Genomic DNA, 18,491 nt, shown 5'->3' with positions numbered 1-18,491 from the left:
GGCACGGGCGGTTACGGCTACAATATGGCCTATATCGGCTCCACGCTCGCGGTGACGAACGATCTGGTGAGCGCGGCGAGGAACGGCTTTCTGGATTCGCGGATCCAGCACCCGGCCCAGACGGTATTGTTTGCGGATGCGGCGATGCCCCAGAACGGCTATCTGATCGAATACAGCTTTGTGGAGCCCCCCCACTTCGTGTCGGCGGACGAGCCTCGGGGCGCGGCGGCCTGGGGATTTCAGTCACCCTCGATGCATTTCCGGCATTATGGACGGGCGAATGTGCTCTGGGCGGATGGTCACATTACGAGCGAGAAGTGGGAATGGGCGCCGGAGACCAACATCTACGGCGCGAAGAACAGCCGTTGGATGGTGGGGTGGTTTGGTCCTCAGGACAACCGCCACTTCGATCACGGATCCAAAGAGGGCTACTGAGCCACCCGGTTCAGCGCTTGAATATTCCCAGAATGCCGCCCAACAGCCGGGAGAAGAAACCGCCTTCGGCTTTGGGTTGTTCGGTGGGCTTTATGGCGCCGGTGCTGATCTGATAGAGGGTATTGATGCACTCGCGGAACTCGGCCGCATTGGCGATGCGGTCTTTGGGATCGCGCGCGAGGGCCCGCTCGAAGAAGCGGTCCGCCTCCTTGGGCAGTTCGGGGCAGAGTTCGCAGATGGGTTCGAAGGCCCGGGGCACTTTTCCGCTCAACATCTCGAAAAAGATAATGCCGATGGAATAGATGTCGGCGCGCTGATCCACTTCCGATGCGTTGAAGGATTGCTCGGGGGCGTTGTACTGGATGCGTCCGAGGGTTGCGCCCACGCGGGTGAACTGGGCCCCGCTGGGGTCCTGAAGCTTGGCCAGACCGAAATCGAGGAGCTTGATGGTGCCATCCTGCAGGAGGATGATGTTTTCGGGGGAGATATCGCGGTGGACGGTAACCTGGTGCACGTGCTCCAGGGCGTCGCACAGGAGCGACAGGATGCGCACGGCCGAACCGAGGCCGAGCTTGCCCCGCTTGACCATGTAATCGCGCACGGTCTTCCCGTCCAGATACTCCATGGTGTAGTAAAGCAGGGAGCCGTACTGGCGGGCGGCGAGGATCTTCACGATACCGGGGTGGTTCAACTGGCGCACCGCGTTCACTTCGCGCACGAAACGACCGACGGCCTGCTGGTTGGTGGCATACTGGGGAAGGAGGGTTTTGAGGGCGATCTGACGATCCCGCTTGAGATCGTTTACCAGGTAAACGATGCCCATGCCGCCCTTTCCGAGCATCCGCACGACCTGGTAGCGTTCCGCGATAATATCGCCGGGCTCAAAGCCCCCAATGGCTTTGGCCAGGTTGGAACGCCCCCCGGGCTTGGGCACCTGAAAATCCGGTTTATTTTGTTCGCTCATCCTGTTGTTCCCGGCTCAGTTGTGAACGTCACAGACCCTACTGTGCGGTGTAGAATAGCAGAAAGCCGAGCAGGAATAAACACTCTTTACAATCCTGTGAAAGTCCCCCAGCCCCCGAAAATGTCGGGTGTCGCCCGAAGGCAACACCGACCCCGCCGCAGCCGGGCGCTCAGCCCACGTTGCGAAGCTTCATCATCCAGAAGTGCCCCTCACGATCAACCCCGCTCGGCTGGCCGGGAAAGGGGATTTCCACGGCGGGGATACGCTTGGATTCACGGCTTGCCAGGGCGCTGTAGGCTTCCAGAAGGGTGATTCCGCCCTCGCTCCGCGCCGCGGGGCCTTCCATCGTTTCAATCGTGATGCTGCTCATGTCGTTTTTCCTTTTTTCGCTCTGGTTGTTCATGTGCACAGCATAACCGGGCCATGTCAATTGCGTATTTGTGTTTCGTTAGATGTTTGTATTGCCCTCGGGCGTTCATCGCCCCGGCCTTAGTACCACTACAAGGATAGGTTTATTCATGCACACTTTGGACCCCCGATTGCCGACTGGTCCCCCGCGCTGTTATGCTCCGAGATCCGTAAACAACCCTGGAGAACCCGCCCCATGAAAACCATCGTCGCCACCGCCTTCGGCGGCCCTGAAGTCCTTGAAATCCGCGAGGTGCCGATTCCCGCGCCCGGTCCGGGCGAGGTACGCATCCAGGTGCGGGCCGCCGGGATCAATTATGCGGATATCATGCAGCGGGAGGGTCTCTATCCCGGCGGGCCCAAAGCCCCCTTCGGCGCGGGCTTTGAGGTGGCGGGCGTGGTGGTGGAGGCGGGTGACGGCGTGACCCAGTGGCGTCCCGGGGATGAGGTGATGTCTTTCTGCCAGTCGGGTTACAGCGAGTACGTTGTCGCGAAGGCGGGGCAGGTCATGCCGAAGCCCGAGCAGCTCAGCTTCGCGCAGGCGGCGGCAATCCCCTGCCAGTTCCTGACGGCCTACCACGCGCTGCTGACCCTCGGCCGGCTTGCGGCGGGCCAGACAGTGCTCATCCAGGCGGCGGCGGGCGGACTCGGCACGCAGCTCGTGCAGATTGCGCGCAACGCGGGTGCGACGGTTATCGGCACGGCGAGCACCCCGGAGAAGTGCGCCTTGATCGAATCCCTGGGCTGTGCCCACGCCATCAATTACAAGCGACAGGACTTTCAGGAATCGGTGAAGGCGATCACCGGCAGCCGGGGCTGCGATCTGGTGATCGAATCGGTGGGCGGCGAAGTCTTTGCGAAGAGTCTCAAGTGTCTGAAGCCCCGTGGGATGCTTGTAACGTTGGGGATAGCCAGCAAAGAGCCGCCGGTAGTCGAGGCGCGAACGCTGCTTGCGCGCAACTGGATCGTGGCGGGCTTTCACCTGATGGCCTATACCGGCGACACCCAGGCCATGGCCGGCGCCATGCGCGATTTGCACGCGTGGCTCCTGGACGGCAAGCTCACGGTCGTGGTGGGTCACGAGTTCAAGCTGGAGGAAGCGGCCCGGGCCCATCAGTTTATCTCGGATCGCAAGAGCTCGGGGAAAGTAGTGCTTGTGCCAAAGGGGTGATGTTCAACCACACTGTGTCGGTCGACGCGAAGTTACATCGCTTAATTGGCGGTCTGCGGGGACGCGGGCCGGCTCTCGGCAACGGCCTTGTTCACGGTCTCGTTGAGCCAGGCGGTGTTCACGTCCAGCCGGGCCTGGCTGAGGGAGGCGCCGGTGATGCGGTGGCGCCCGGCGTCGAGGGTGATTCGGACTTTGCCATCGACCAGCTCTCCGGTAAGGGGGGTTCGGTCGAGGCGGAGCTTTTCGGGACCGTCGAGAGCCAGGGTAAGGACCGTGGACTTCGAGGTGATGATATCGATGATGCCTTCCCGGAGATCCCAGGCGATCTCGACGGGCGCCTCGGCGCGAATGAGCTCGCGGGCGGCGCTGAGGTCGAGGCCGTAGAGGTAGTCGGGCTCCAGCAGCACGAGCGTGCCTTCGAGACCGTCGTGGGCGCCGGTGGCGGCGACGGCGGCGCGTGGGAGGTGGAGTGCGGCGGCGCTGTTCCCGAGGGGTGCGCAGGCGATGGCCCCCACGGTACCGTGACCAATAATCGAAAAGAGATATTGGGGCTGACCGGTCACGGCGGGTACCGTTGAGGACAGCGTGGCCACTTTGCCCGCGACCGCCAGACTCATGGCGCGGCTGGTCTGAAGGGCGGGCACCTTTTCGGGATCGTCCACACCCGGCAGGAGGAGGGCGCTTGCACCGGGCCCGACGGCCCAGTCACCTTCGGCGGTTTCCCAGGAAAGCTGGACTTCGAGGCCGGGGGAATCGACTCGGGGCGTGAGGCTGTCGAGCAGTAGGGTGTAGTGGCCGCGCCGGTTGATGATACTGCGTCGCCAGACGGCCGCCGGGTCCTTGGGGGATTCGAGGATTGCGGTGGCGATCTCCCCCACCACCCGCTGGTGCTTCAGGGTGCCATCGGCGGGCACGGTCGCCTCGGCCATTCCTTCGATGCGAGTCTTGAGGGCGTTGTGCCGCCCTTCGAGGATGGTCTGGCCGCCCTGCCGCAACTCCAGGATCCCGAGGGACTGGCGCAGTTCCGCCTGTAGTCCGTCGAGGAGGATGAAGTCGCCCGTGGCATCGGGCGCGTTGCGGTAGCTCAAGAAATTGAAGGACTCCTCTCCCGACACGCCGACATTCCGCTCGCGCCACTGGGGATCGGGCACACCGTGAACCTGCCAGGACTCCACCAGACCCGCGGGCGGCACGGCGGCGATGGCGGGCCACCAGGACTGGCCGATGTGGAAGCTATCCCGGTCGGCGCCGGTCCGGCGCGCGTACTCCAGCCAGCGCCCATCGCCGGTGAGCTGGGCCGCCTGATGAAAGAAGGTGATGGGGCTCTGGACGAGGAGCCGGTCGCCCTCGCGACCGCTCGCCAGGATTTCCAGGGGACGCAGCAGCGCCGCGAGCACGCCTTTTTCAACGGGCACGCGATCCCCGGTGAGGAGGAGATAGTTCAACACGGGGGCGATACCCGCGCCATACTGGGCGAGGTCTTCGCCCCCTCCCACCACCCAGGGCTTGGCCTGGAGAGCGCTGAAATCTTTCGCGCCCTGATCGCGCACGAGGGCCCAGCGAGGATCGGCGTAGTCTTTGGCCAAGTATCGCCCCAGACTGAAGCGCGCGATCGAGGCCCATTGCTCCCGGGCGGTGCCAACGAAGTACGGCGTCATGATCGTGGCTTCGATACTCTCCGGGGCCACCTGCTTTGCGAGGGCCTGGGTCACGCGGAGGCGGTCGTCGTCCGTGAAGGCGGGACTCTCTTCGATGAGGTCCCAATAGAGCGCCATGCGGTGAGCGTATTCCGGCCGCGTGCCGCTGAGGGGGGCGTCCCTGTTTTCGATGCGCGCGCCGTCGAGCACGTCCAGCTCGGCTTTTGCCTGATCATTCGGAAAGGCCAGGCGCAGGACCTCATTGGCGTGGAAGGTGTCCCCGGTCATGTAGTAAAGGGCCATTCGCTTGCTGATGCTGTTCCAGCCGAAATCGCCCCCCCCTACCCCATTGCCATCCCAGGTGGTCACCTGCTCCAGATCCTGTGGTGGCGTCATGCCCGCGCCAAGCTGAATTTCCATCAGGCGGCCCAGCACCAGCCCGGATTCCGTCTTCCGGGCGTCGCCGACTTTCCGCGAGAACAGCAAGGTGCCATTGGTCACGCCGGCCGCATCGCTTCCGCCGATGATGATGACATTCTTCCCGTTGCCGAAGGGATTGTGGAGGGTGCGCACTTCGTGGCCGCCGGGCCCCGGATAGCGCAGGTCGGTCAGGCTGTAGTGATGGTCATAAAGCGCGCTGAGCAGCTTGTTCGTCGAGCGGTTGCCGAGGGCGATAACGTGCTGCTCGATAGGGAGTCCCGTCGCGAAGGCATCGTCCTTAATCAACATCGGGCGTGCCCCGCCCGCCGCTTCGATGGCGTTGGCGATCACCGCCGCGTCGGCGTCGTGCGAGCCGTCCGACGGCACCACGATGGGGATGGCCGAGCCGCCCTCCACGAGGGGGGTCTCCAGGTGGAGCGGCTTCAACTCCGCGATTTCCAGCGGGACCGCAAGCTCGGGTGCGGCCGCATCCGCGGGGGGTGCCCCGGCGGACTCCGGCGCAGTCTCCTGCGCTATGGCCATGCTGGAAAGGCCCATCAGGAACAGCAAAGCACAACCGCGAATGGACACACCACCCCCTTCGAAAAAGAAACGCAAATACCGCAGCGCACGCAAAGCAACCAACCCTTCGTACCTCGGGACGCGAGGGTCCCGCCCAAGTAACTCCCAAGAGTGTACACCATGGCGGACGGGCAACCAAGAATCGCGAAACGACAGTACTCCCAGGGCCATCATCGGGTGCCACCTCGTTGACGGTGACCTTCCAATCTGCTAGGGTAGCCCCATCGGTCCAGCGGCAAGCGAAAGGGTTAGACTCCCCATGATCAACAAGAAGCGACTTGGCATCGCGTGTGTAACGCTGGGCCTCCTGGCGGCAGGCGGCTTTGCCGTGTACTACGGACTCAGGCTGAAGGCCCAGGCGCACATCCGCAGCCTCTACGGGACCATAGGGCCCGACGGCATGCCGGTCGCTGAAAGCGAGGTGGCATGGGTGCGGGATTTGGCCGACACCCTGGTGGAGAAAGCCAACGATCCGTGGCTCCGAGAGGCCGAAAAGAACTTCGGGCTTTTTGGCGCCTTCAATCAAGTGCGTATGACCAGCGCGGGCCTCGCCGGTGTATTCGGCATCCACGCACCAAACGCCGAGGTATTCCCGGTTCAGACGAACCGCGCCATCTACTACATGAAGAAAAACGGAGAATTCCTCTATCGGGTCGATCCCGGCTATGCCATAGCCTCCCCCTATTCCGAGGGCGTAGCGGCCATGGGCATCTTCGGGCCAAGCCGCGATCCGAAATACTCCAGCCCGCTCTTTGAATATGTGGACCTTAAGGGTGACAACGCCGTGCCCGGCAACTATGCCGAAGCGCGCCCCTTCAAGGACGGCCTCGCTATCGCGGGCAAGCTGGACGAGCACGGCAAGAAGCATCTGGGCATGATCGACAAGTCGGGCAATTGGGTGATCGAGGCCAAATTCAACGCGCTGTTTGAGTTTGTAGACGGCCTGGCCGCTGCGCAGATGAGCAGTCCAGACTTGTCCTTCGACATCGCTGGATTCATTGACAGAACGGGCGAGTTTGTCGTCATAGTCGACAAGGTCCAGTGGATGAAAAGCTCCCACCACGACGGCCTCGCGCTGGTGTGGCGTACCGAAGCGCCCGAATATATCTTTGTCGACCGCGAAGGCAAGACGGTGCTCGCGCCCGACTACGATCAGGTCGAGCCCTTCTTCGAGGGCAGGGCGGCGGTTTTGAAAGGCGAGGCCTGGGGCTACATCGACCGCCAGGGCAACCCCGTCATCCCGCCCCAATACCGCATGGTGACGCCCTTTGAGAACGGCATGGCCGCGGTGCTCCGCGATTCCCCCGCGCTGCGGGCCTTGGAGTGGACGCACGAATTCGTGATAGAGGAATAGAGGAGGCGGGGCGACATCGGCAAGAGCTGACCACGGATTGCAAAGAGAGCTCGCTACGCATCTACCCCATTCAAGAAGGTATCGATACGCCATAGTCGCGGCTGCCTTCATCACCGCCCTTTCCATCGCAGGCACGCTGACCTTCATTGGCCTGCGAGCCATTGGACGAGATCTGGGGTGCTCGATGACGGTCGCCTATGGTTGGGGCGGGCACTCGGAATTCTCCACGCCTATATAAATGCCCACCCCGACAAGAAGTATCCTCCGATGAGCGCCATACCGGGCAACCTGTTCCCGGCACTCGAAAGCGTAAAACCCGTGATGGATCCCGAAAATACGTATTCACTCCATTGCCCCTCCGTACCGGTTCACGCCAGCGATCCCGATCTCGATGCGAAGTTCCGTCGACCCTCCTTTGCCTATACGGGTTATGCTCTGGCCAACGAGGATCAGTACCTGGCCTTTCTCGAGAGTTACCCGGCATTTATCGCGTCAAGGGCCAACTTTGACGCCGATCTACCAGCACCGAAAGGTCGGGGCTCCTTTGGCGGGGATCAGTTTCTTCGACTGAGCGAAACGCTTGTTCGTGCGCACGGTGACGAGGGTTCCTCACTCCCCGTGCTGGTCGAGATCCCTGATTATGAAGGTGATGAGATGAAGTTCCGCCACGGGGGACGAAGCGGTAAGGTGCTCTACCCGCACGGCAGTTTCGATCCAATCAGCTTGGGCACCAAGTTCCCCATGACAACGGCCATCATCGAAAAGATCGGCGAGATCAAGGCGAGGTATGCGGAGTCGAACTAACATGCGGCAGGACCACCCATAGTTGCCGACTTAACTTTATTTCCGTGAAGTTCCGTGCCCTTCCGTGCTCGATATTCCTTTTGATTCATCGTATTGTCCATGCCCTCCCGCAATCTCTGAGTCTATCATGCGACTGCCCGGATCAATCCCCTTGCCCCGTGATACGCCATGAGGTATAACAACGAAGTCGGGGCGTGGGACTTGGTGGAAAAAACGAGAGAAAGCGCGGTCTGGACTATGTATTGTTTGAGAGGTTCATTCATCCTGTCGATGGTGGCTTTCATGGCCGGCATCAGCGCAGCGCAAGACGTTCACGCCAGCCCGCCGACGCCGGTGAACCTGCGATGTGATTCCCTCACGGACCCGATCGCCACCCGGGGCGGCGCGCCACGCCTGAGCTGGAGCTTCCCTTCCGCGGAAGCGCTGCAATCGCAAACGGCCTATCAGATCATCGTTTCCAGTACGCTGGAGGAACTGCAAAAGGATGCAGGCGACCTGTGGGACAGTGGCCGGATTCAAAGCGACCAGTCTCAGGGCATCGAGTACGGCGGAAAGTCGCTTCACTCCCGTCAAACCGCCTTCTGGAAGGTTTGCGTGTGGAATCAGGATGGTCACCGCTCGGCGTGGAGCGAAGCGGGCCGTTGGCGCGTGGGACTCACTGAGGAGAGCGACTGGGAGGCGAGCTGGATCGCCCTTTCGGAGGATGGCGCGCCGGATTCGCCGGAGACCGGCCCCGCGCCCTATCTCCGCAAAACCTTTGAACTGGCAAAGCCGATCCAGTCCGCCACGGTCCATGTCAGCGGTCTGGGTTACTACGAGCTCTACCTCAACGGCGCCAGGGTCGGCGATCATGTATTGGCGCCCGCGCCCACGAACTACGACGCGCGCAATCTGCGCAACCTGCTGTACGACTATAGCGATCATTCCTCAACCCGTGTGCTCTACAACGCCTACGATGTCTCCACCCTTCTCCAGCCGGGACAGAACGCCATCGGCATGATCCTTGGGAATGGCTGGTACAACCAGCGGGACCGCCGCGACGAGGGCTGGATGTGGTATGACACCCCCCGGATGATCCTGCAACTCGAAATCACCTACCGCGACGGGACGACAGAGCGCGTCGTCAGCGACAACACCTGGACCGCCGCCACCGGCGCGCTCCTGCACGATGGGATCTTCACCGGAGAGGTCTATGACGCGCGCCTGGAGCCCGTCGGTTGGAATCAAAGCGGCTTTGACGATTCCAACTGGAGGAAAGCGGAACTCGTCCGTGCCCCCACCGGAAAGCTGATGGCCCAGATGGCGCCGCCCGACCGGGTCACCCGAAACATCAAGCCGGTTCTCGTATCAAAGCGGGGCGAGAGCGGCTATTCCTTCGACTTCGGAGAAATGTTTTCCGGGTGGGTTAGCTTCAAGGTGGAAGGCCCGAAAGGGACTCGCATAACGCTTCGGTACATTGAAGAGATGGGCGGGCCCTATGGGCAGGAAGACACGTATATTCTATCCGGAAAGGGCGACGAGCGCTATGAGCCGCGCTTCACCTGGCACGCCTTTCGCCATGTCGAGATCGACGGCGTGCCCGATTCCGTTACCTTGAGCGAAGTGACCGGCCGGGTGGTGCACACCGGCGTGGAGCGGGTCGGGAATTTCGAGTGTTCCAACGAACTATTCAACCGAATTTATGAAAACTATATCCGTACCCAACTGGGAAATTTCCACGGCGCTTTCATCAGCGACTGTCCCCATCGGGAGCGGCTGGGCTATACCGCCGACGGGCAGTATCTGATGGAATCGTGCACCCTGAACTTTGACATGGCCCAGTTCTATCGCAAATGGCTGGAGGACATGGCGGACGCCCAGAACCGCGATACAGGGCACGTGCCCCATACGGCGCCCTACGGGGGCGGAGGTGGCGGACCGGCCTGGGGCGCTTCCTACGTTCGCGTGCCGTGGTACTATTATCAATACTACGGCGACAAGGACATCCTGCGGCAGCACTATCCCGGCATGAAACATTTTGTGGATTACCTCGGCACGCGGTTGAATCAGGAGGGGCTCGTGGACCGCGAAGAGCCGGGTGGCTGGTGTCTCGGAGACTGGGCGAACCCGGATCCCGTGGAGATTCCGCCCCCCTTTGTAAACACCTGTTATTACTTTCACGTGGCGGACATCCTTTCCAAAGCCGCCGAAGTCCTGGGGGAAGACCAGGACGCAACGCGTTATGCCGAGCTCGCGCAGCAGATCAGGAAGAACATAAATGCGGCCTATTTCGATGCCGACAACGCCCGGTACTGGCAGAACCGGCAGGGGGCGAACGTGTTCCCGCTGGCTTTCGGCATCGTACCGGAGGAGGCTTTCGTTCCCGTGCTCGAAAGCCTGGTCGATAGTATTCTGAAGAATGAGGGACACTTCGACACCGGGATCCTGGCGACGCCGCTGATGCTCGATGTCCTCACGGCATCTGGGCGTGAAGATATCGCCTTCACGCTGATGAACCAGCGGAACTATCCAGGATTTGGATACATACTCGAAAAGGATGCCACGACCCTGTGGGAGTACTGGGACGGGAAGCTGTCGCACAGCCACCCCATGTACGGCAGCGTCATCCGCTGGTTCTTCACGGGACTGGCCGGCATCCAATCGGACCCCGAACGGCCGGGCTATAAGCACATACGCATCGAACCCGCAATCGCGGGCGACCTGACACACGTCGCTGCGGAATACAGGTCGGTCTATGGTCCGATTGTCAGCCGCTGGCGCATAGCGGACAACACGCTCCACCTGACGGTACAAGTTCCTCCCAACACCACCGCCACGGTGCTGGTCCCGTCGGCCGACGCGGACTCCGTGCGTCTCGAAAGCAAGTCGGACTGGGGCCGTGCGGAGCGGCGGGCCCAGGAGGGAACTCGCGCGATTTACGAGGTGACAGCGGGGACGTACGACTTTAGCTCCGCAGACATCGGCAGCATCGTCAAGGCGATACATGCCGCAACCCCCGTCATTCTGCCACGGGATGCCATCATCTCAAAGCCGGATAGGGCAAAAGTCTCGATCGAGTCCGCAACGGCGGATGCGGAAATCTTCTATACGCTCGACGGCACCGCACCGGATCAAAGTTCGATCAGATATTCGACGCCCTTCGAGCTGGACAGCACGGCAGAGGTGAACGCAATAGCCTGTCGCGAGGGGTATATCCCGAGCTTTACGAGCAGCGTTTCGGTGAACTTTGTGGACCCGGCTATTCACGGGGTGGACTACGGGGTGTATGAAGGCGAATGGGACGAACGACCACCACTGGAACTCACCGCGCCGGTGTCCAGCGGACGGATTCACGGATTTGCTGTGGGTGAAATTGAAAAGCGGGAAGATCATGTCGCCATCGTTTTCACGAGCAACCTCGAGATCGATACCGAAGGCGACTACAACTTCCACGCCACCGCCAATGATGGTTGCGTTCTCTATCTCGACGAAAAAGTAGTCGTGGACAACACCGGCTACTTTGGCGAAAAGGCGACCACCGGAACGATACACCTGCAGGCGGGCCGGCACCCTCTCCGGGTGCTCTACTTCGAAAACACGGGGTCAGAGTCGATGGATATCCTCATGGAAGGGCCCAACGGGGAAAAACAGCCCATACCGCCCTACAGGCTGTTCCTGAAAGAGTAGATCGCGCCCCCCTGTCCTCCTGGCTTGTTCCGGGGGGGGCTTTGCGCTACCCCTCTTTCCCCCGGCGGTCGTATTCCGGGTAGAGTTCGGTCACGCAGTCCGGGCAGATGCCGTGGCTGAAATCGGCGCCGGTATGCTTGGAGACGTAGGTCTCCATGGCGTGCCAGGCCCCGGCGTCGTCACGTATTTTCTTGCAATTGCTGCACACGGGCAACAGCCCTTCGAGCGTCTTTACCTCGCTCAGGGCGGTCTCGAGTTCGGCGGTGCGCTCGGCGACGCGCCTTTCCAGCAATTCGCTCTGGCGCTGGGCGTTGGTCTTGATCTGGCGCGTGAGGGAGAAGGACCAGACGAGGGAGGCGCCCAGGGTGGCCACGTGCATGAAGTTGGCGGTGAAGGGGTTGTCGCGAAGCAGGTCGAGGTAGACCATGCAGAAGAGGACTTCGCCCACGAGCACGAATCCCCAGGAGGCCAGGAATAGCCCCAGGGCCACGGGGGAGCGCCACCCGGCCTGAATGGCGAGGGCCCCCATGATGACGGGGCCAAGGAGGACGTAGGCGATGACGCCGTAGAACACGATGGGGTGTCCCGCGAGGGTGAGAAATCCGACGCCGGTGCCGAAAATCACAAAGGCGATGGCGGCCCACGCGAGGCGGGGCGTGTGCTTCCAGGATTGGAGGAAGCTCATGGAGAAGGCGACGCCAAGCCCCTGGCAGGTGATACCGGTGAGGGTCAGAGCGTGGTTGCCCCAGCGGGTGGGCTCGTGCCAGAGGAGCATGTTGGCGGTGCCGGCGAAGGTCATCTGATTGAGCGTGGTGGCCAGCAGCATGAGGGAGAGCCAGAGGTAGACCGGCTGGCGAAGCCCGACGAAGATGCAGCCATGGTAGAGCGCCAGCCCGATGAGGGCACCCGCCAGCAGCAGGTTGAGAGAAAGCCGCAGAATGGCCTCTTCGCGCGCGACATCGGCGGTAAGGAGCTCCGCACGGAAGCGCATGGCCCCATAGTGATAGATCCGCATATAGAATGTCTTTGACTGGCCCTGCGCCACCTCGATAGGGAACGCGGGGTTGAGGGCAACCAGGGGTCTGGACCAGAAGGGCACGGCAACGCCAATCGCCTGCTCGGTGAAGCCCCCGCTTACGACGGGCGCGTAAAGGGTGACGTCGATGAGCTGGGAATTGCTCAGGTTCAGCACAAGCGGATCGGCAGTGGCGCCGTCAACCGTAAAGCGAAACCAGTGTTCGCGATCCGTGTAGCCCAGGTGGACGTCCTGCCCGGCGATGGGGGTGAATCGACCCGCGTTCTCGGGGGAAGCGGCCTCTTCGACGCCAGAAACACGGACCTCCGGCTGGAGCAATTCGAGGGAGAGGGGCACGCCTCGGGGCACGGTCGTTTCCTGCGGTGGCTGAGCCGAGGCCCCGGCAGTCCACGCCGTGAGCGCCGCCAGGATAAGACCGGAAAAAACGAACACGCGATAAACCCCTGTGAATAAAATGGCGCGGCCCGCGCAAGTCCGTTGGGAGCCTCTTCGCATGACTCAACCACCGAAAGGCCAGACCGCCCTTACGCTCGGAATTGTACCTGAAGCACCGTCCGCCGCCCAACAAGCACCTTGGGACTATAGTGTGCCCACCGACCACTTCACCGCATTCACCAGCAACTGCCGAAAGGCAGGCTCACGAAAGTCCGCCGGATGGCCCAGACTCGTGTAAAAGACCTTTCCGCGGCCCGGCGCCGCTCCGCGAATCCAGGTGACCGCCTCAGTCACCCCGGGAATGCTCCCCTCCTGCAGGCGCAGCGCATCGGCGGCAATGGCTCCGGTATTGTACAGGGAACCGAGGCTGTGCCAGGCGGCGGGCTCCACGCCCTTTAGAATCGGATGGTCTGTCGACAGGTTGCTGATATCCGCGCCAATTTCGTTGGCCTCATGGCCCGTATAGCTGCCGCCGAGCACTTCAGCGTCAAAGCCCCCCCACTCCGCGATACCTTCGGGGACTTCATAGCTTCCGTCGGGCTTGTTCTTGAGCTTGAAGGCATGACTCGCCGTGCGGAGCCCGATAACGGGCTTTCCCGAGGCGACGAAATCACGCAGCAGTTTGAGTTGACCGGACGGTAACCCGAGCCGCCGTACGAAGACCAGCACCGCATCCGCCGTGGCCAGGTTCTCCATACCCGGAATGCTGTGGCCCCCTTCTCCGTGGAGCACGGACACATGGATCCCCTCCGCCTCTCGCAGCACGCGGGCAAACTCGGGCAAGGTCTTGTCGGCGTGGTAGTGATCGTCGCTGACGATCATAGCCAGGTGGGGGCGAGTATCTTCCGTAAAGCGAAAGGCGGGCTTGCCGGTGAGGTCGGTACTGTCGATTGTCGGGCATCCCAACTGTTCCAGGTGGTCGACCACGAGTTCGGTACCGCGAATGTGGCTCACTCGGGGCGCTTTTTCGGGGTTGTAACGGCTGTCGGTCAAGTCGCGCACCAGCACGACATTCAAGCCCTGCGCCTTCATCTGGCGAATACCCGTCGGACCGTCGAGCAGGGCGAAGTTGGCGTGAACACCCATCAGGATAACGTTCTCAATCCCGCGCTTCTTCAAGAGTCCATAGACTTCAGCTCCCTCGCCGACGGCGTCGGCTTCGGCGATCTCAATAGCGGGGTGCTGGCGCGTCTGGGGCTTGTCGGCGCGGACAGGTCCCTCCCATCCGTTGTCCGAAGCATCGACGGGAAGGGCGGGACCTTCCTCCATCGCCACGAGCGCTACAGGCTCGACGTCCAGGCATCGCGCACGCTGGGGCGTGCCGGTGTAATAATCGGTAACACCGCCGGGCGCGTGAACAACAAGCAGGCCCTTCTCCCGGGCGGTCCGAGCGGCCTGGTTGATGTGCGGGGCGAGCTCCTCCATGCGCTTTCCCACCTGGGGCGCCTGCGATTGATCCCAGAGGTCCACGATCACGAGCGCCGTCTTCGCGGGATCCCACAGCAACGTCTTATGAACATACGTAAAGGCCCGGTCACTCACCGGAGCATCAAGATCGGTGTTAATCTTTTCCGGAGCCACCCACTGGGAGGTCTCGATCTGGCCGCGGGTGTGAAGGGCAAGCGCGCCTTCGGAGAAAGCCGAAGAACCTGAGAGCACGACCGAAATCAGAATCAAACCCGCAACGAAACGAATGGTCATTTCTGTTACCTTTCCGGCGCCGCCATGGCGATAGCGGTTCCATCCAATGCGTGTGTGGCTGCGGACCTGCGCAGACCTTGCGCCCTATGCTACTCTCTGGTGGCCCATCCAAACCACTGAACTTCCTTTCCATCAGGACCATCAAATTCTATGACGCAGATTCGGGATAAACACGTGCTCATCACCGGCGGAGCCCAGGGCATGGGCGCCCTTATGGCCAGGGGGTGCCTTGCGCGGGGCGCGGCCCGGGTGACCCTCTGGGACGTGAATGCCTATGCCCTCGAATCGCGCGTGCGCGAATTACAGGGTCCCGGTGCTACGGTGGCGGGGGCATCCGTGGATCTGGGGGATTACATGCAAATTGCCGAAGCGGCGACGAGTCTAAACGATGAGCGCCCGGTGGATATCCTCATCAACAATGCGGGTATCGTCGTGGGACGGACTCTTGCCGAGCAGTCGCACGAAGATATCGAGAAGTCCATAAGGGTCAATACCCTCGGCGTCATCCACACCACGCGGGCCTTTCTCCCCGCCATGCTCGCGCGCAACAGCGGCCACATCGTCAACATCGCATCGGCCTCGGGCTTTGTGCCGGTGCCACGCCTCACCACCTACGCCGCGAGCAAGTGGGCCTGCCTGGGATTCTCCGAATCGCTGCGCGTAGAACTGCGGGAACACCGGGGCATGCACGTGACGACGGTGTGCCCCAGCTATGTCAATACGGGCATGTTTGCCGGCGCCGCCGCGCCTTTTGGCGCGCCCCTGCTTGAACCGGGCTATGCTGCGGAAAAGATTCTTCAGGGAATTGAGCGAAACACGTCCATGCTGCGCATACCATGGATCGTGAACCTCGTCCCCATGCTTTACGCGGCGTTGCCCGCTCCGATCTTTGATGCGGTATGCGGGCGGTGGCTCGGGATCTATCATTCCATGGACCACTTCTCCGGCAAACCGCCGACACGCTGAGAGATGGGATCAGGGCAACATTCCCGCGAGCAGAGACCGATAAGATTGCTCCAGGAGCCGCTCCACCTCGGGCCAGTCCGACCGGGTATCGCGGACATGGGCGGCTTCAGCGCGCAGCAGGGCCGCCTGGGCGATCAGATCGTTGGTGTGTCCGTAGAGAATGGCGTAGAGCGCTTCAATCCGCTCGCCAACCTGCTCGGGTTGATTCTCACCGGGCGTACGGCGGGCGGCCCACCACCCCAGTTCGGCGCGGGCCGCCTCGGCGGGATCGAAGTCGAGGCGGGTCGCTGCCTGAATACCTCGGTAGGCCTCGGTGAGATCGCGAAGTACTTCCGCCGCCTGCCCATCCCCGCTACGGGCAAAACTGAGGGAGGCCGTCGCCAGGCGGGCCGACACCTGCCAAGTGCGGTAGCGGGAGAGCCCGAACTGTTCGCGAAGCATCCGGCGGAGTTCCCCGCGCAATCGGAGTAGATCGCGGTCGTAGTAGGCTTTCCACATGCGTGTCTCGGATTGGGCCAAGGCGGTGGCGTTAAATGAGGCCCCTGAATTCTTGAAAATGGCCACCCAGGGTATCAGCACAATTAGGAAGAGCGTCCCGAGCGACAGCAACAACCTATTTCGGGTGATTCGCATTAGCCCCCGCCCTTTCTGGCGATAAGCGTTCTGGCGCACGGCCTCCCGGCTCGATGGGATGCCACGCTGGAATCCTATTCTTGCTTAAAGGCCCGCACCACTGCCGAATTGTCTTCGCCACCGTGGCCTGAATCGATCAACTGGTTCAGCACCTCTCGGTGCAGCGCGCTGAGGGGCAACTTCGCGCCGCACCGCTCGCCCATTTCCAGGATCAGGCCCACGTCCTTCGCATGCTGCGCGAGTCGAGCCTCGGGCGTGAAATCCCCCGCGATCATGCGGGCTCCCTTGGTGAACATGACCTGGGATGAAGCCGGACCGGACTTGAGCACGTCGAGGGTCATTTCCAGATCGAGTCCGCAACGCTCCGCCAACCCCAGGGCCTCCGCCAGTACGAGGCGGTTCAGTCCCAGCACCTGATTGGCCATCAGCTTCATGCGGCTCCCATCGCCAGCTTTGCCCAGATAGAATATCTGCCGTCCAAAGGTCCGCAGGAGCGGTGCATAGCCCCCGGCGCGAGACTCGGCATCGCCCACGAGCAACACGGCTTCGCCCCGTGCCACGAGGGCGCTCGACGCGAGAACGCATACATCAACAAAGTCGATCTGGAGGGCATTGAGCCGGGCCCAGTCCACTTCCGTGTCCTCGGGACGTCCCGTGGTGGTGTCGAGGAGCAGTGCCCCTTCCGGCAACGATTTCGCAAGACCGCCACCACCCCAAAGCAACGCCTGCCGGATTTCAGAGGTGGGCAAGCTCAACACGATCACGCCGCACGTCGCCGCCACCGCGTGGTGATCCTCCACGACAGTGACCCCCAGCGCCTGGGCCTCGTCCCGGGCGCGCTGGGCAACGTCGCAACCGGTCACCGTCATACCGGCCGAAAGAAGGCGCCCGGCGATAGCCTTTCCGAGCAAACCGAGCCCGATCAGGCCCACCGGGCGCTGTTCCATTCCGTTATGCATTGGGGAGCTCATAGCCCTCGCGATAGGTGCGGGCGATCAGGTTGTTCGCCGCGTCATCGCCGATAAAGCTCGATTTATCCGGGCTCAACGTCAGGGGCCGGCCGACCCGGGTGCCAATATTGGCGAGGTGACACAGAATCGTGGACTTCACGCCTTCACTGATGGGCGCGTTCAGCTTGTCCGGCGTGCCCGCTTTGGCGCAAGCCACAAAGTTTGCGACGTTGGCCGTGAAGTTGTGGGAGTCGCCCATGCGCTTGCGCTCCTCGCCGATGAGCTGAATGAAGCACCCCTCGCGGCCGATCTCCAGGGTACCCTTGTCGCCGTAGAAGAATACGCCGTTGTCGTGGCCCGCCAGCTTGTAGTTGGTCCAGAGCCGCATCTCAAACATGAGATGGACGTCGTCGTACTCGAAGATCGCCGTCTGCGTGTCGGGCGTCTCATGGTCGTCGTCGTAATACAACTGGGCGCCAACGGAGGTGCAGCGGTTGGGCAGGTCGACGCCCATGCCCCAGCGCATCACGTCGATCTGGTGCACGCCATCGTTACCCGTATCGCCCGTGCCGTAGTCCCAGTGCCAATGCCAGTTGTAGTGCCAGCGATTCCTGGAGAAGGGACGCTTCGGCGCGGGCCCGAGCCACATGTCATAGTCCACACCCGCCGGGGCTTCGCTGTCGGGCTCGCGGCCGATGGGCCCGCGGAGCTGGTGGTTGATGGCCTTGGCCATGCGCACCTTGCCGATGATCCCCTCGCGAAGCAGCTTGACCATCTCAATAGGTCCCTCGCCGCTGCGGTGCTGGGTGCCGTGCTGCACGCAGAGCCCCGTGTCCCGGGCGAGCTTGTCGAGCACCAGCGCCTCATGGATATTGTGGGAGCAGGGCTTCTCCACATAGACATGCTTTCCCGCCAGGAGGGCGTGGAGCGCCACCGGCGTATGCCAGTGATCCGGTGTGGCTATGGAGACGCTGTCGATGTTCGGATCGGCCAGGAGCTCATGAAAGTTCGTGTACATTCTTGCGTCGAACTTGTCCTTCCACCATTCCTCCACCTTCGTCCGGCGCTCGGGATCAACGTCGCATGCGGCCACGATGGTCACGCCCTCGGTCTTCGCGAATCCATTCAAGTGATTCGTGCCCTGGCCCCCGATGCCAATCACGGCATGGCGCCAGGGACGATCCTGCCCATAGGCCGCCGGTCCCCGCGCCACAGACCACGCCACCGCCCCCGCGGCCCCCGCCTTCAAAACTTCTCTTCGTGTGATACCCATCGCTGCTGCTCTCCTACGCTTGGAAGATGAGAAAAGGTCAAGGCGATCATGATGCA

The 18,491-nt window shown here is 62.2% G+C and carries 14 protein-coding genes (1 of these 14 only partly in view); 6 read left to right on the top strand and 8 right to left on the bottom strand.

Features of this window, described 5'->3' with window-relative positions; all coding sequences use genetic code 11:
* Positions 1 to 435: the 3' end of a prepilin-type N-terminal cleavage/methylation domain-containing protein gene (locus JNK74_25000; protein MBL7649448.1), read on the top strand. It extends 444 nt beyond the left edge of the window; the window shows 435 of its 879 coding nt (coding positions 445–879); its start codon lies off the left edge, out of view; its stop codon occupies positions 433 to 435.
* A 10-nt stretch (positions 436 to 445) separates the two neighbouring features.
* Here JNK74_25000 and JNK74_24995 read toward each other — a convergent pair whose 3' ends face one another.
* Together JNK74_24995 and JNK74_24990 are read right to left on the bottom strand one after the other, a co-directional pair.
* On the bottom strand, positions 446 to 1,399 hold the full coding sequence (locus tag JNK74_24995; protein MBL7649447.1) for a serine/threonine protein kinase: 954 nt from the start codon (positions 1,397 to 1,399) through the stop codon (positions 446 to 448).
* A gap of 169 nt (positions 1,400 to 1,568) precedes the next feature.
* Positions 1,569 to 1,769, bottom strand: a complete 201-nt coding sequence (locus tag JNK74_24990; protein ID MBL7649446.1) for a hypothetical protein — start codon at positions 1,767 to 1,769, stop codon at positions 1,569 to 1,571.
* 234 nt (positions 1,770 to 2,003) lie between these two features.
* On the opposite strand from JNK74_24990, the gene JNK74_24985 reads away from it, so the two are divergent.
* Positions 2,004 to 2,978 carry an NADPH:quinone oxidoreductase family protein gene (locus JNK74_24985; protein ID MBL7649445.1) on the top strand — a complete coding sequence of 325 codons (975 nt, stop codon included), beginning with the start codon at positions 2,004 to 2,006 and terminating at the stop codon, positions 2,976 to 2,978.
* A 41-nt stretch (positions 2,979 to 3,019) separates the two neighbouring features.
* Here JNK74_24985 and JNK74_24980 read toward each other — a convergent pair whose 3' ends face one another.
* Entirely contained in the window at positions 3,020 to 5,626 is a 2,607-nt protein-coding gene (locus tag JNK74_24980; protein MBL7649444.1) for a hypothetical protein, read from the bottom strand.
* A gap of 250 nt (positions 5,627 to 5,876) precedes the next feature.
* Here JNK74_24980 and JNK74_24975 point away from each other — a divergent pair, with 250 nt between their 5' ends.
* From JNK74_24975 to JNK74_24965, 3 genes are all read left to right on the top strand, one after another.
* The gene (locus tag JNK74_24975; protein ID MBL7649443.1) at positions 5,877 to 6,971 is read left to right on the top strand and encodes a WG repeat-containing protein; all 1,095 of its coding nucleotides are present in this window, start codon (positions 5,877 to 5,879) and stop codon (positions 6,969 to 6,971) included.
* Positions 6,972 to 7,238: 267 nt separating this feature from the next.
* A complete protein-coding gene (locus JNK74_24970) occupies positions 7,239 to 7,775 on the top strand; it encodes a hypothetical protein (protein ID MBL7649442.1) in 537 nt (178 codons plus the stop codon).
* 282 nt (positions 7,776 to 8,057) lie between these two features.
* The gene (locus JNK74_24965) at positions 8,058 to 11,441 is read left to right on the top strand and encodes a family 78 glycoside hydrolase catalytic domain (protein ID MBL7649441.1); all 3,384 of its coding nucleotides are present in this window, start codon (positions 8,058 to 8,060) and stop codon (positions 11,439 to 11,441) included.
* A gap of 46 nt (positions 11,442 to 11,487) precedes the next feature.
* Here JNK74_24965 and JNK74_24960 read toward each other — a convergent pair whose 3' ends face one another.
* Both JNK74_24960 and JNK74_24955 read right to left on the bottom strand, forming a co-directional pair.
* Entirely contained in the window at positions 11,488 to 12,909 is a 1,422-nt protein-coding gene (locus tag JNK74_24960; protein MBL7649440.1) for a hypothetical protein, read from the bottom strand.
* Between the two features lie 147 nt (positions 12,910 to 13,056).
* On the bottom strand, positions 13,057 to 14,613 hold the full coding sequence (locus JNK74_24955; GenBank protein MBL7649439.1) for an isochorismatase family protein: 1,557 nt from the start codon (positions 14,611 to 14,613) through the stop codon (positions 13,057 to 13,059).
* Positions 14,614 to 14,763: 150 nt separating this feature from the next.
* Between JNK74_24955 and JNK74_24950 the strand changes: the two genes are divergently transcribed.
* Positions 14,764 to 15,579, top strand: coding sequence for an SDR family oxidoreductase (locus JNK74_24950; GenBank protein ID MBL7649438.1), 816 nt, complete (start codon positions 14,764 to 14,766; stop codon positions 15,577 to 15,579).
* Positions 15,580 to 15,588: 9 nt separating this feature from the next.
* Here the strand turns inward: JNK74_24950 and JNK74_24945 are convergent, their stop codons facing one another.
* From JNK74_24945 to JNK74_24935, 3 genes are all read right to left on the bottom strand, one after another.
* Positions 15,589 to 16,212, bottom strand: a complete 624-nt coding sequence (locus JNK74_24945; protein MBL7649437.1) for a hypothetical protein — start codon at positions 16,210 to 16,212, stop codon at positions 15,589 to 15,591.
* 74 nt (positions 16,213 to 16,286) lie between these two features.
* Positions 16,287 to 17,171 (bottom strand): NAD(P)-dependent oxidoreductase, encoded by an 885-nt coding sequence (locus JNK74_24940; GenBank protein MBL7649436.1) that lies wholly within the window; start codon positions 17,169 to 17,171, stop codon positions 16,287 to 16,289.
* On the bottom strand, positions 17,164 to 18,435 hold the full coding sequence (locus tag JNK74_24935; GenBank protein ID MBL7649435.1) for a Gfo/Idh/MocA family oxidoreductase: 1,272 nt from the start codon (positions 18,433 to 18,435) through the stop codon (positions 17,164 to 17,166). The genes JNK74_24940 and JNK74_24935 overlap by 8 nt, the downstream gene beginning before the upstream one ends.
* Between the last annotated feature and the right edge of the window lie 56 nt (positions 18,436 to 18,491).

The sequence above is a fragment of the Candidatus Hydrogenedentota bacterium genome (assembly GCA_016791475.1).
GTDB lineage: Bacteria > Hydrogenedentota > Hydrogenedentia > Hydrogenedentales > JAEUWI01 > JAEUWI01.
The sequence above is the reverse complement of the archived record's forward strand: the minus strand, read 5'-3'. Positions and strand labels throughout refer to the sequence as shown.